We start from the raw sequence: 13,465 nt of genomic DNA, 5'->3' as shown, positions 1-13,465 counted from the left end.
CTTTTATAATCTTTGTCTGAGAACAGGAATAACAGATTGTTTCCATTCATAGAAATCACCTGCCAAAATATGCTCCCTTGCAACTTTTACCAAATCCAAATAAAAAGCCAGATTGTGGATAGATGCAATCTGCTTGCCTAAATATTCTTTAGAAACAAATAAATGGCGAACGTATGCTTTTGAATACTCTTTGTCTACAAAACTTGTCCCAAACTCATCCAAAGGCGAAAAATCACGTTTCCACTTCTCATTCTTCAGGTTCATAACCCCTTGCCAAGTAAAGAGCATGGCATTTCTGGCGTTTCTGGTTGGCATTACGCAATCCATCATATCGATACCTAAGCCGATAGATTCCAAAATATTCCAGGGAGTTCCTACCCCCATAAGATACCTTGGCTTTTCTTTAGGAAGAATATCTGTTACCTCATCTGTAATTCTGTACATTTCTTCTTCAGGTTCTCCTACAGAAAGTCCACCAATTGCGTTTCCTTCAGCACCGGCCTCAGAAATCACCTCTGCGGATATCTTTCTCAAATCGGAATAAGTAGAACCCTGAACAATAGGAAACAATCTCTGTTTATAACCATAGAGCTCCTGGTTTTCTTCAGTCCAGTCAATACATCTTTTCAACCAACGGTGCGTAAGTTCCATTGATAATTTTGCCTGATTATATTCGCATGGATAAGGAGTACATTCATCAAATGCCATAAAAATATCTGCCCCGATCTGTCTTTGGATTTCCATAGATTTCTCCGGAGTAAAAAGATGATAACTTCCATCGATATGCGACTTGAATTTCACACCTTCTTCAGACATCTTTCGGCTTCCTGAAAGCGAAAAAACCTGAAAACCTCCGGAATCCGTAAGAATAGGAAGATCCCAGTTCATGAATTTATGTAATCCTCCGGCTTCCTGCATAACATCCATTCCCGGACGTAAATAAAGATGGTAGGTATTCCCTAATATGATCTGCGCCTTAATGTCTTCTTTTAATTCTCTCTGGTGAACTGTTTTTACACTCGCAACAGTTCCTACGGGCATAAATATAGGCGTCTGAACCTTACCGTGATCGGTTATAAGTTCACCTGCCCTAGCTTTCCCTTCAGAGGTTTTTTCTATATTAAAAAATTTCATTTGTATATTTTATTAATTCATCATCATTGGTTGATCTCCAACGAATACATTCTACATTAGTTTGATAAAACAGGAGGACTTAAATTCTTCTTGATTTTATCTTTGACATATTGATCTGCTTTCGGATCTTTTTTTAATAATATTTTTTGAGCATCATCAGCAATCCCACTCATCTTTTGCTCTACCACATAATACTTAAAACTTGCAACAAAGTCATCCGGCTTTACATTATGAGTTTTAAGAACAAAGCGGGTTCCGCTTTCCAGATTGGTATTCTGAAACATAAAAGTAGCCTGATCATTGATTGCCAAATCAGCAAGAATCTCTGACATTGTACCCTCAGAAACAAGATTCTTAGGCTTATCAATGTACTTCTTACAGGAAAATACAAGCATCAAAACAAAAAGAAAAATTAATTTTTTCATAATCTGTTAATTAATGATTTCCATTTTAAATTTAAAACCCCAAAAACCGCTTCATGGATAATTCCGCCATTCATTTTACTTTCTCCTAAAATACGGTTCGTAAAAATAATAGGAACTTCTACAATTTTGAAGCCTTTCTTAAATGCTCTGAATTTCATTTCAATCTGAAAACCATATCCTTTTAATCTTACATTATCCAGATCTATATTTTCCAGAACCTTTCTTGAAAAACACACAAAGCCTGCCGTTGTATCATGAATAGGCAATCCCAGGATGAACCTCACATACTTTGAGGCAAAATAAGATAGCAAAACCCTGCCCATAGGCCAGTTAACCACATTTACTCCTTTGGAATAACGGGAACCAATAGCCATATCAGCCTGTAAGCAAGCCTCATACAATCTTGGAAGATCATCCGGATTATGGGAGAAATCGGCATCCATTTCAAAAATATAATCATAATTATTTTGAAGAGCCCATTTAAATCCATGGATGTAAGCTTTTCCTAAACCATCTTTCACGTGCCTTACGGATAAATGTAAAGAATGGGGAAACCTTCTTTGAAGCTCCTTTACAATGGTGGCTGTTCCATCCGGTGAAGAGTCGTCCACCACAAGAATATGAAAGTCATCTTCCAATGCAAAAACCGCGGAAATAATATTTTCAATATTTTCCTTTTCGTTATAAGTTGGAATAATGACAAGTTTTTTCATTTCAGTTTGCAAAGATAGTTTATTTAACCTTTTTATTTTATACAAAATATTCTATAATTTTGCAAAAAACAATCGATTGCTATTATCACAAAACTTCGTAAACCATGTAAGGATTCCTGAAAACAATGATTGGGTAATCTTTATATTGCTGGGCTGCATATTTTTGTACCTTTTTATGATGAATATTGTAGAAAGAGGAGCCAATCTAAAAGATTTCCTTCTTCAAAAATATTTTGATGCCAGTAATAATTTAGCAAGCTGGATAATAACTTCCTGTGTGGCCACCCTCACCCTGGCTGTACTTCTATCTCAATACATTCCAATTGTTCCTAAATATATTGCCGACCTACAGATTTTAGGATATCAGATGAACAAATTTGGATATTGTCTATTTGCAATCAGTATTTTTTATTTAATAAAATCAACTTTAGGATTTTTATTTTACCAAAGTATAGGTGACACTAAAAAATGGCTTATTTTTTATTTTACCTCCACTAAATTTTATTTCATTTTGTCTTTTTTACTAATAATTCTGTGTATAACCCACTATTATTTCCCAGTCGACAGAAATAAAATATTTTCTTACTATTTGATATTCTTTTCTTTTGTGTTTATTTTTAAAGTTTTTTTCTATTTATTTCACAAGAACAAGGTCTTACCTGAAAAATGGTATTATAAATTTTTGTATATTTGCACCCTCCAAATCGCACCATTATTGTTGCTTTGGAAATTGTTATTTTTTTAATAAAAGTCAATGATGAGAATAAAGTCTATATTGGTTTCTCAACCAGCGCCTAGTGAGTCTTCTCCATATTTGGATATAGCGAAGAAGGAAAAAATAAAGATCGATTTCCGTCCGTTCATCCATGTAGAGGGGGTTGACAATAAAGAACTTAGGACACAAAAAATAGATCTTACGCAATATACTGGCATCATCTTTACCAGTAAAAATGCTATAGACCATTACTTCAGATTAGCAGAGGAACTGCGTTTTGCAGTCCCGGATACCATGAGATATATCTGCCAGTCCGAAGCAATTGCGAACTACCTTCAAAAGCACATTGTCTACAGAAAGAGAAAAATCAGCTTTGGGGAGAAAAACTTCTCAGACTTGCTGCCTCTTTTCAAAAAGTTTCCTACAGAAAAATATTTATTGCCTTCTTCAGATGTTTTAAGTCCTGATATCGTTAAAACATTAGATGCGGCAAATATTGACTGGACAAGAGCTATCATGTACAGAACGGTATGCAGTGATCTGAGTGATATCAACATTAAAGATTATGATATGCTGATATTCTTCAGTCCGCAAGGAATTAAGTCGCTTCAAATGAACTTTGAGGATTTTAAACAAGATGAAACCAAAATTGCCGTTTTTGGAAACACGACTTTAAATGCAGCCGAAGAAGCAGGATTGAGAGTAGATGTAATGGCTCCTACCAAGGAAACACCATCTATGACAATGGCACTTGAAAAATATATTAAAAGCCTTCATAAATAGGTTTTAATATTTTACATAAAACAGCCGTCTTTTCGATTAAAGGAAAGATGGCTTTTTTTTAATTACATTTGAACAAGAATTAATATTGAATGAAATGCCTTATTCATATTTCTATAGTGAAAAATTGATATGGCATTCCACATGATTCACAGACCTATAAAAATCAAACTACCGGATGAAAGCTCCCCAGCCAAAAAAAATAGAAAAAATACTCGAAATACACGGAGACAAAAGAACTGATAATTATTTCTGGCTCAATGAAAGAGAAAATCCCGAAGTCATAGAATACATCGAACAGGAAAATGCTTACGCAGATTTCATGATGAAGGAAACGGAAGATTTTCAGGAAGAGCTTTATGAGGAGATGAAGTCCCGCTATAAAAAAGATGATGAATCACTTCCTTATTTTTTTAATGAATACTGGTACATGGTTCGTTATGAGGAGGGAAAGGAATATCCTATTTTTTGCAGAAAATATAAAACCCTTGATAACCCTGAGGAAATTGTACTCGATGTAAATATCCTTGCTGAAGGAGAAAGCTTTTTCGAAGTTGGAAGTGTTGCAGTAAGCCCGAGTAATAAGATCGCCTCTTTTTCATCTGACAATGTCGGAAGAAGAATATATTCCATCAATTTCAAAAATCTGGAAACAGGAGAAATCCTTTCGGATAAAATAGAAAATACAACAGGAAAGGCTGTCTGGGGAAATGATAACCAACATGTTTTCTACATCAGAAAAGATGAGAGCTTACGTGCGTTCCAGGTATACAGACATCAACTGGGAACTGAGTCATCGGAAGATGTTTTGATCTTCCATGAAAAGGATGATACCTTTGATGTAAATGTCTTTAAAACAAAATCTTTGCAATATATATTCATTGCAAGTTCAAGCACTATCTCTGATGAACACCGGTTCATTCCATCTGATGATGTCTTCGCTGAATGGAAAATTATACAGCCCAGAATAGATGATCTTGAGTACTCCGTTGAGCATTATGAAGACGAATTCTATATCATCACCAATGCTGATGATGCGTTCAATTTTAAGCTTGTAAAAACTAAAATTGACAACTGCGGGATGGAAAACTGGGTAGATGTAATTCCCCACCGTGCTGAAGTCCTGCTTGAAGGGTTCGAAATATTTAAAGACTACCTTGTCCTTGAAGAAAGAGAGCAAGGTTTGTTACAGATAAAAATCATAGACGAAAAAACTCAGGAAGCCTATTATCTTCCTTTCTCAGATCCTACTTACACAGCCTATATTGGAATCAATCTGGAGTTCGATACGGAAATTTTACGATACGGTTATACATCTTTAACCCAACCAAGTTCCACTTACGAATACAACATGAAAAACAAAACCACCGTACTTCTCAAGCAGCAGGAGGTTTTAGGAGGCAAATTTTTCCCTGAAAATTATATCTCGGAGAGAATATGGGCGGATTCAAGAGATGGAAAAACAAAAATTCCTATTTCACTGGTTTACCATAAAGACACAGAAAAATCAGAAAATACTCCCCTACTGCTTTATGGATACGGAAGCTATGGACATACCGTAGATGCCAGCTTTTCAAATGTCAGGTTATCTATTTTGGACAGAGGCTTTATCTATGCAATTGCTCATGTCCGCGGTGGTGAATACCTGGGAAGAGAATGGTATGAAGATGGTAAAATGTTATTTAAAAAGAATACCTTCTTTGATTTTATAGATGCCGGAAAATACCTGATCAAAGAAAATTACACTTCATCCAGGCATCTTTATGCAATGGGAGGAAGTGCCGGAGGATTATTGGTAGGGGCTGTAGTTAACTATGAACCTAACCTGTTTAACGGTATTGTTGCGCAAGTCCCTTTTGTAGATGTGGTAACCACAATGCTGGATGAAACCATCCCATTGACCACGGGAGAATATGACGAATGGGGAAATCCTAATGATGAAGAATATTATCATTATATGAAGGAATATTCCCCGTATGATAACGTAGAAGCTAAAGATTACCCGAATATGCTCATCACCACAGGACTGCATGATTCCCAGGTACAATATTGGGAACCTGCAAAATGGACTGCCAAGCTGAGAGAACTGAAAACAGACCAGAATCTTTTACTTTTCAAAACCGATATGAGTGCAGGACATGGAGGAGCAAGTGGAAGATTTGAATCATTAAAAGAAGATGCATTAGAATATGCGTTCCTGTTGATGATTGATAAAAGATAATGTATAAATTATGATTAACGAATCTGAATACTGGAAAAAAATAGAACAGTTTTTTGAAGATAACTTTCAGACTGAAAAAAATCCTCCCATTGAAACTTTATTGTTTCTGATTGGACTTCAGGAACTTGGAAGTGGTCATCAAAAATATTCAAAAGATGACAAACTCAATATTCTTCATATTGCAGTTTGCAGATTACTGGAGCCCTTTGGCTACTATAAGTTTACGCATTATGAAGATGGATGGCCCCAATTTGACAAATTAGAGGACCTTCCTGAACTTAGGGCTAATGAGCAAACCTTATTAATGAAAAAGGCCATCATCCAATATTTTCAGGATGAGGAGCTTCTTTAAAATTGAAATGTGGCAGTTAATCATTTTAAACTGCCATATTTTCGTTTTTAATATAATTTCTTAATTGTTGAACATATGTCATTCAATATTAATGAACGGCCAAAACTTCGTGAAGTTGACTCAAGCCCATTTTAAATCCTTCTTCAAAGCCCATTTCAAGATGTTTCTTTAAAGCCTCCTGGGATTCGAAATGGATGTTGATTGTTACTTTCGTTCCCTCTTCAATTCCAGTGAATCCGATCAGCCATTGGGCTTGCGGAAAATCATTATTAATATTTCCGTTTTCATCACAAAAAGCATCTATCCCATCGAAGCTTCTGTGTTCCATAATTTCCCCATATTTAAGCTGTCCATACATTTTTTCCCCTTCGGGACCTATCATTGCATAATGCCAGATTCCATTCTCTTTAAAATCCATTTTTACCGTTTCACATTTCCAGGGTTTTGGAGCCCACCATTGGTCTAATAATTCGGATTTGGTAAAATAATCCCACACTTTTGAAACATCAGCTTTGTAAATAATCATTACATAAATGCTGTTTGCGTCAAAATCTTTGTTAAAAATGATATTTGATTCCATACGTAATTATTTTTAACAAACTTACTTCTTTATTTGTAGGTGAGGCTTTTCATAAGACAAGTTATTTTTGATTTATAAAAAAATTGTTAAAAAACATGGTTTTAAGAAAAAAAATACAATTTTTTGGCTCGTTTTTTGTTTATCAAGTCTGAAAACAATTAATTTTAACATTCATCATTCCGAACAACCTAAAACAAGCTAATGAATAATAAATTCATCCCAATAATTTCAGTGTTTATGACAATATCATTGATTGTCTTTGTTACACTCCAATTTTATTGGTTGAAAGGATATTATAATGCTTTAGAACAAGATTTTTCGAATAAAGTCTATGCGGCTTTAGAAAATACAGCAAAAAATATCTCTGAAATTGAAGTGGAAAAGTACCTGAATGAAGATTTTAAAAATTTCAGAAAAAATGTCATTTCCAATAATAATCAACCTTCTTTAACTACGATCCAGCAGGTAGAGGATTCTGGGGCTCAGAGGCAGATTATTTATTCTAAAAATATCATTGAAAAAACACAGCTTCCCATTTCTCAGAAAGGAGATTCATTAAAGCTGACAACCTTATATACGGACGAAGCCGCTTACAAACTGAAAAGAGATACCACCAACCGGGAACTCCTTACGGCTGACATTAATCAGGATATAGAAAGCGGAGATTACTCTATGAAGGAGTTTGCCAAAGTATATGGAAATAACCTTCCGATTACTAAAAGAGTGGATGATGCTATTCTGGATTCTGTTCTTGCCAAAGAACTGAAAATGAAAGGCATTACCGCAAAGTTTGGTTTCGGGGTTACTGATAAAAACAATAAACTCACAAGTGTTTTTAACAAAGTATATAAAGAGAAAAAGGATAATAATACATATAGCTATCCCCTTTTTACAGACAAAAAGGACCGTACTTTATACAGCCTGGCATTGGTTTTCCCTAAAAAAGAATATTCCTTAGCCATGAATAACTGGCCGATGCTTTTGGGAACCTTCCTTTCTTTGCTTACGATATTGGGAATCTACATCATCTCCATCAACTATATGATGAGACAAAAGAAACTGGCAGAAATAAAAACGGATTTCATCAATAATATGTCGCATGAGTTCAAAACTCCTTTAGCTACTATTTCCGTTGCTACGGATTCTCTGGCGAATGACAAAATTGCCACTAATCCGGAAAAGGTAAGATATTATTCCAACCTGATCAAGCAGGAAAATCTTCGGATGAAAAAACAGGTGGAGAATGTCCTTAATATGTCGAAGCTTGAAAGAAATGAAGTTAATCTGTTCCTCAAAGAAACCAATGTAAGAGAACTGATCAAAAAAACGACAGAATCATTTAATCTTATTGTAGCACAGAGAAACGGTTCACTGACGGAAGAGTTTACTGCTGACAGATATACTTTTAAGATCGATGAGTTCCATATTTCCAATATGCTGGTGAATTTACTGGATAACGCCAACAAATATTCTCCTGATACACCGGATATCAAAATCAAAACAAAAAATGAAGGCAACTTCTATGTGATTGAAATTTCCGATAAAGGAATGGGTATGGAAACACAGAATAAAACTAAAATCTTTGAAAAATTCTTTAGAGAAGAAACGGGAAATATCCATAATGTAAAAGGTCAGGGATTAGGGCTTTCGTACGTTAAAAAAATTGTAGAACTTCATAAGGGCCAGATTATCGTGGAATCACATAAGGGAGAAGGAAGTGTGTTCACGATAAAACTTCCCATGACATAGAAGAATAGACAGGAAGCAATAAAAGATAAACCAAATAACAAATATAAAAGAAGAGAGAGTGAGGAAGTTCATTCTTATTATTAATTTTTAATTTTTAAAATTATGAGCAACAGAATATTATTAGTAGAAGACGATCAGAGTTTCGGAGCTGTTTTGAAAGATTATTTAACCATCAATAATTTTGAAGTAACTCTTGCAACAGATGGAGAGCAGGGGCTCAAAGAATTCACAGAAAATGAATTTGACATTTGTATTTTCGACGTGATGATGCCTAAGAAAGACGGGTTTTCATTGGCAGAAGATGTAAAAAAAATAGATAAAAATACTCCTATCATTTTCCTTACAGCAAGAAATATGAGGGAAGACATCCTGAAAGGATATCAGTTGGGGGCAGATGATTATATTACAAAACCATTTGATACGGAATTACTTTTATACAAGATTAAGGCAATTCTTCAGAGAAGCTCAACCCTGGAAAATGAAGAACAGGAACAGTTTAAGATCAGCAATATTTTCTTTGATTCCATGCTGAGACAATTAAGAGTAGGTGACAAAGAATACAAACTTTCTCCGAAGGAAAATGAATTGCTTAAGCTTCTTTGTATCCACAGAAATGATTTTATGCCAAGAGACCTTGCATTGAGAAAGATCTGGAAAAAGGAAAACTATTTTACTGCAAGAAGTATGGATGTTTATATCGCAAAACTTCGTAAGCTCTTAAAAGATGATGAAGGACTGGAAATCATCAATGTTCACGGAGAAGGATTCAGACTTTTAGTTAAGAATTAATTCCAAAAGAAGATTATAAATATAAAATTAGCAAAACAATTGAAAATGTTTTGCTAATTTTGTTTTATACGATAGGATATGAAAAATATATTTTTAGGTCTTGCTGCTTTTTCTCTGCTTACTGTTTCCTGTAAAAAAGATGAAAGAGCAACTTACATTAAAGAAGAGGCATCCATTCAGCAGCCTGCATTAGCTGTTAATAATACTCCAAAAGCTTCTATTTTAGATCAGGCAGGCATAAAGAGCAATGTGCAACCTGTAAATTCAGCTCCACCTGTTACCGCTCCGGGAATGAATCCACCCCACGGACAACCGGGACACCGTTGTGATATCCCTGTAGGACAGCCATTAAACAGCAAACCGGCTCAGGCCCAGACCACTCAAAATGTTGTGGTAAATAATAATGGATCTCAAACGATACAAATCGATCCCAATTCACTAAAACCAGGAAAATTTACGGTGGATAATAAAACAGGAAAGGCGGTAAAAACTGCTCCGGGCATGAATCCACCTCACGGACAACCGGGACATCGCTGTGATATTCCTGTAGGACAACCTCTCAATAGTAAACCGCTTCCACAGCCTGTTCAAAATGCTGTACAAAACACTCCCGTTTCAGCTCCTGAACAAAGTCTGGCAACTGGTGAGAAACCGAAATTAAACCCCGCTCACGGAGAGCCTTTTCACAATTGTTCTGTAAAAGTAGGTGATCCATTACCATAATTTTTGTAATTTTGCCATCGTGAAGTTATTTCAGATCATAACCCTTATCTTCTGCTTAGGAATTTTCTTGATTCCTAAAGATAACTTCTATATGATGTCAACCCAGCAGACCTGCTGTAAGGCGGACGCTAAAAAAGACGACTGCTGTAAGAACCATCAATCAAAATCATCTAAAGAACACGAAAAATCAAAATCATCTTGCAACGATGATTGCTGTTCAACATGTGTGGCTTGTTTTTCATATATAGAAACTCCTTTTTCCAAAGGTTTTCTATTGGAATTATCATACTATAAAGCCAATAAAAAATTACTTTTCCAATATTGTGATCCTCATCTTTCGGATCGTTTAAAAGAGATTTGGGAACCGCCAAAGCTAGCTTAATTAAAAATACAGCAGGTTCATTAGAGCGCTAATGGACTATTTTTTAATTAATCTAAATTTTAAACAAAATGAAATTATTTATTTCCAGGATAATTCTTGGATTATGCTTATTATCTGCACCCTTTATATTTGCCCAAAATCTTAAAAGCCAGTTTCAGGTAAAAGGAAACTGTGAAATGTGTAAAGAAAGAATAGAAACCTCAGCAAAAAAAGCAGGGGCAAAAGCGGCAAGATATTCTATAGATTCTCAAACTTTAACATTAGAAACAGAAGGAAATGTTTCTCCGGATGACATTCTTAAAAAGGTAGCTGAAGCGGGACACGACAATGAGAAATTCAAAGCTACTGATGAAGTGTATCAAAGTCTTCCTGACTGCTGTCATTACGAGAGAACTCTTCAACCGTCCAATGCAAGTACAAGCACGGTAGTACAAAAATCCAAAGCTGACAATGAATTTTATGTCAAAGGAAATTGTGCATCATGTAAAGCAAGAATTGAAAAAGCAGCAAAAGATGCCGGTGCTACTTCTGCAAATTGGAGCGCTGAGAAACAAACTGTTGTTTTAAACTTTGACAGCAACAAAACTTCTGCAGATAAAATTTTAAAAAAGATTGCTGATGTTGGGCATGACAACGAAAAGTATACTTCAACAGAGAACGTTTATAACAATCTTCCCTCATGTTGCCTTTACGACAGAACTGTAGCGTTGGGAGAAAAAGGACCTAACGTTCATTTTGAAGAAGATGAAAAAACAATGTCCGGTAACAATAATGTATCTGCGGAAAACGAGAACCACGATCATCATGAAAAAAAGATTGAGGAAGTAAAATTATCCGCGTCGAAAGCTTCAACTTCATTAAGCAAAAACGAAGCAGGCCTAGTTTTTAATATTGACAAAAAGGAATTGTTGAAAGCAGCCTGTTGTAATCTCTCGGAAAGTTTTGAAACAAATGCTACTGTAGATGTTTCCTTCAGTAATGCTGTAACAGGCACGAAACAGCTTAAAATGCTGGGTCTTGATCAGAAATACACCAGCCTAACCAAGGAACTTTTACCGGAGATCAGAGGTTTGGCTTCCGCTTATGGGCTGAATTTTATTCCCGGCAGATGGATCGAAAGCATCCAACTTACAAAAGGAGGAAGTACGGTAACCAATGGGTATGAAAGTATTACCGGGCAAATCAATACCGAACTTCTAAAAAATGCCAAGACTCCGGAAACATCACTCAATCTTTTTTCTGATTTCAACGGGAGAGCAGAGGCAAATATAACGAGTGTATCTCCTATTAATGAGAAATGGTCTCAGACTTTCTTATTACATGGAAATGGAACTTTCGGAAATACGGATATGAATAATGACGGATTTCTTGACCGTCCGAAAGGGACACAAATCAATGCAGCATATTTGCTTAATTATAATGACCTGGAAAAATCCGGTTTTGGATCTCACTTCGGAATTAATTTCGTGAAGGATAACAGAACAGCAGGCCAGACCGATTTTGATAAAAGGCTGTCTCAGGATAAGCAAAGCCCGTACGGGGTTGGAATTGATATTTCGAGATTTCAGGTATGGAACAAGACCGGATATGTTTTTAAAGGTAAACCTTATCAAAGTATAGGCTGGATGAATCAGTATGTATACCATCAGCAGGATAGCTTTTTCGGGTTGAGAAATTATTCAGGTAAACAGAATACTTTTTATTCCAATTTAATTTTTGAGAGTATTATCGGGAATACGAATCACAAATATAAAGCCGGAGCCAGTTTTATGTATGACGGTTATGATGAAACCTATCTTACAACTCCATACAAAAGAAATGAAATCGTACCTGGAGCTTTTGCCGAATATACCTTAACAGGATTAAAATATACTTTGGTAGCCGGAGCAAGAGTAGACTTCCACAACCTGGCTGGAACACAGTTTACACCAAGGATGAACTTTAAATATGATTTCACTCCACAAACCATTTTAAGGTTGTCAGCAGGAAGAGGTTTTAGAACGGCTTCGGTTTTTGCGGAAAATCAACAGTACTTTGCATCGAACAGAACGATTCAAATTATACAAAATGGCGGAGATATTTACGGATTAAAACCTGAAATTGCATGGAATTATGGAGCAAGTTTACAGCAGGAGTTTAAAATTTTCGGAAGAAAATCTTCCATCGTTGCCGACTTTTTCAGAACAGATTTTCAGAATCAGGTGATGGTTGACCTTGACCGATCTCCACAGCAGCTTGTATTCTATAATTTGGAAGGAAAATCTTTTGCCAATAGTTTGCAGATACAGTGGGATTTTATTCCGATTAAAAACTTTGAAGTAAAAGCTGCCTACAAATATTATGACGTTCAGGCAGATTATCTTGACGGAAGAAGGGAAATTCCTTTTATGGCTAAAAATCGCGGATTTGTAAATCTTGCTTATTCTACGAACAAAAGTGATAAGGGTGGCTTCTGGAGTTTTGATACGACTCTGAATTGGGTTGGAAAGCAAAGACTACCGGACACATCGGGCAATCCAACCGAGTTTCAATTACCCGGTTATTCCGAATCTTATACTATTTTGAATGCACAGATTTCTAGAAATTTCAATAAAAAACTGAGAGCCTATGTTGGAGGCGAAAACTTAACCTCTTACTATCAGAAGAATGCGATCATCGATTTTAAAAATCCTTTCGGGAATTATTTTGATGGTGGAATGCTCTACGCTCCTATTATGAAAGCTAATTTTTATGTAGGTCTGGATGTGACATTCTAAAAATACCGATAAGTTTTTAAATATAATAGGCAGCATTAATCCAAATGCTGCCTTTATTTTGGAATAAAATTTTATCGGTACGGACATTTTTTCAAGATTAAAATGTGGTTCCTTCTCCGTTGACAAAGGTGAGCTAAGGCATTAAA

At 35.6% G+C, this 13,465-nt stretch carries 13 protein-coding genes; 9 read left to right on the top strand and 4 right to left on the bottom strand.

Going from position 1 to position 13,465, the window contains the following annotated elements; translation table 11 throughout:
• Positions 1–3 precede the first annotated feature (3 nt).
• The 3 genes from tgt to AC0INN_RS12240 are packed head-to-tail and all read right to left on the bottom strand — an operon-like array spanning position 4 to position 2,272.
• Positions 4–1,134: a tRNA guanosine(34) transglycosylase Tgt gene (gene tgt, locus AC0INN_RS12250; RefSeq protein ID WP_273650430.1), complete on the bottom strand. Its 1,131-nt coding sequence runs from the start codon at positions 1,132–1,134 to the stop codon at positions 4–6.
• 56 nt (positions 1,135–1,190) lie between these two features.
• Positions 1,191–1,559, bottom strand: a complete 369-nt coding sequence (locus AC0INN_RS12245) for a DUF4296 domain-containing protein (RefSeq protein ID WP_172282185.1) — start codon at positions 1,557–1,559, stop codon at positions 1,191–1,193.
• A complete protein-coding gene (locus AC0INN_RS12240) occupies positions 1,556–2,272 on the bottom strand; it encodes a polyprenol monophosphomannose synthase (protein ID WP_172282183.1) in 717 nt (238 codons plus the stop codon). The genes AC0INN_RS12245 and AC0INN_RS12240 overlap by 4 nt, the downstream gene beginning before the upstream one ends.
• On the opposite strand from AC0INN_RS12240, the gene AC0INN_RS12235 reads away from it, so the two are divergent.
• The 4 genes from AC0INN_RS12235 to AC0INN_RS12220 all read left to right on the top strand — a co-directional run bounded on the left by AC0INN_RS12235 (position 2,256) and on the right by AC0INN_RS12220 (position 6,340).
• On the top strand, positions 2,256–3,017 hold the full coding sequence (locus AC0INN_RS12235; protein ID WP_273650429.1) for a DUF4271 domain-containing protein: 762 nt from the start codon (positions 2,256–2,258) through the stop codon (positions 3,015–3,017). The genes AC0INN_RS12240 and AC0INN_RS12235 overlap by 17 nt on opposite strands.
• 12 nt (positions 3,018–3,029) lie before the next feature.
• Positions 3,030–3,770 (top strand): uroporphyrinogen-III synthase, encoded by a 741-nt coding sequence (locus tag AC0INN_RS12230; protein ID WP_172282435.1) that lies wholly within the window; start codon positions 3,030–3,032, stop codon positions 3,768–3,770.
• Positions 3,771–3,945: 175 nt separating this feature from the next.
• The gene (locus tag AC0INN_RS12225; RefSeq protein WP_273650428.1) at positions 3,946–5,988 is read left to right on the top strand and encodes a S9 family peptidase; all 2,043 of its coding nucleotides are present in this window, start codon (positions 3,946–3,948) and stop codon (positions 5,986–5,988) included.
• 10 nt (positions 5,989–5,998) lie between these two features.
• Positions 5,999–6,340: a hypothetical protein gene (locus tag AC0INN_RS12220; protein WP_172282177.1), complete on the top strand. Its 342-nt coding sequence runs from the start codon at positions 5,999–6,001 to the stop codon at positions 6,338–6,340.
• Positions 6,341–6,428: 88 nt separating this feature from the next.
• On the opposite strand, the gene AC0INN_RS12215 is transcribed toward AC0INN_RS12220, so the two are convergent.
• Positions 6,429–6,920 carry an SRPBCC family protein gene (locus AC0INN_RS12215; RefSeq protein WP_172282175.1) on the bottom strand — a complete coding sequence of 164 codons (492 nt, stop codon included), beginning with the start codon at positions 6,918–6,920 and terminating at the stop codon, positions 6,429–6,431.
• A gap of 201 nt (positions 6,921–7,121) precedes the next feature.
• Between AC0INN_RS12215 and AC0INN_RS12210 the strand changes: the two genes are divergently transcribed.
• The 5 genes from AC0INN_RS12210 to AC0INN_RS12190 all read left to right on the top strand — a co-directional run bounded on the left by AC0INN_RS12210 (position 7,122) and on the right by AC0INN_RS12190 (position 13,319).
• Positions 7,122–8,669, top strand: a complete 1,548-nt coding sequence (locus AC0INN_RS12210) for a sensor histidine kinase (protein ID WP_172282173.1) — start codon at positions 7,122–7,124, stop codon at positions 8,667–8,669.
• Positions 8,670–8,771: 102 nt separating this feature from the next.
• Entirely contained in the window at positions 8,772–9,458 is a 687-nt protein-coding gene (locus tag AC0INN_RS12205; protein WP_007842513.1) for a response regulator transcription factor, read from the top strand.
• A 78-nt stretch (positions 9,459–9,536) separates the two neighbouring features.
• Entirely contained in the window at positions 9,537–10,181 is a 645-nt protein-coding gene (locus AC0INN_RS12200; protein WP_273650427.1) for a hypothetical protein, read from the top strand.
• Positions 10,182–10,272: 91 nt separating this feature from the next.
• Positions 10,273–10,563, top strand: a complete 291-nt coding sequence (locus AC0INN_RS12195) for a hypothetical protein (RefSeq protein ID WP_228457014.1) — start codon at positions 10,273–10,275, stop codon at positions 10,561–10,563.
• 68 nt (positions 10,564–10,631) lie between these two features.
• A complete protein-coding gene (locus AC0INN_RS12190) occupies positions 10,632–13,319 on the top strand; it encodes a TonB-dependent receptor domain-containing protein (RefSeq protein ID WP_273650426.1) in 2,688 nt (895 codons plus the stop codon).
• The last annotated feature ends 146 nt before the right edge of the window (positions 13,320–13,465 follow it).

The sequence above is a fragment of the Chryseobacterium subflavum genome, assembly GCF_055762745.1.
The sequence above is the reverse complement of the archived record's forward strand: the minus strand, read 5'-3'. Positions and strand labels throughout refer to the sequence as shown.

Bases quoted from the DNA above. Each gene is read 5' to 3' on its own strand.
- tgt (WP_273650430.1), bottom strand. From the start codon at position 1,134: ATGAAATTTTTTAATATAGAAAAAACCTCTGAAGGGAAAGCTAGGGCA.
- AC0INN_RS12245 (WP_172282185.1), bottom strand. From the start codon at position 1,559: ATGAAAAAATTAATTTTTCTTTTTGTTTTGATGCTTGTATTTTCCTGT.
- AC0INN_RS12235 (WP_273650429.1), top strand. From the start codon at position 2,256: ATGACAAGTTTTTTCATTTCAGTTTGCAAAGATAGTTTATTTAACCTT.
- AC0INN_RS12240 (WP_172282183.1), bottom strand. From the start codon at position 2,272: ATGAAAAAACTTGTCATTATTCCAACTTATAACGAAAAGGAAAATATT.
- AC0INN_RS12230 (WP_172282435.1), top strand. From the start codon at position 3,030: ATGAGAATAAAGTCTATATTGGTTTCTCAACCAGCGCCTAGTGAGTCT.
- AC0INN_RS12225 (WP_273650428.1), top strand. From the start codon at position 3,946: ATGAAAGCTCCCCAGCCAAAAAAAATAGAAAAAATACTCGAAATACAC.
- AC0INN_RS12220 (WP_172282177.1), top strand. From the start codon at position 5,999: ATGATTAACGAATCTGAATACTGGAAAAAAATAGAACAGTTTTTTGAA.
- AC0INN_RS12215 (WP_172282175.1), bottom strand. From the start codon at position 6,920: ATGGAATCAAATATCATTTTTAACAAAGATTTTGACGCAAACAGCATT.
- AC0INN_RS12210 (WP_172282173.1), top strand. From the start codon at position 7,122: ATGAATAATAAATTCATCCCAATAATTTCAGTGTTTATGACAATATCA.
- AC0INN_RS12205 (WP_007842513.1), top strand. From the start codon at position 8,772: ATGAGCAACAGAATATTATTAGTAGAAGACGATCAGAGTTTCGGAGCT.
- AC0INN_RS12200 (WP_273650427.1), top strand. From the start codon at position 9,537: ATGAAAAATATATTTTTAGGTCTTGCTGCTTTTTCTCTGCTTACTGTT.
- AC0INN_RS12195 (WP_228457014.1), top strand. From the start codon at position 10,273: ATGATGTCAACCCAGCAGACCTGCTGTAAGGCGGACGCTAAAAAAGAC.
- AC0INN_RS12190 (WP_273650426.1), top strand. From the start codon at position 10,632: ATGAAATTATTTATTTCCAGGATAATTCTTGGATTATGCTTATTATCT.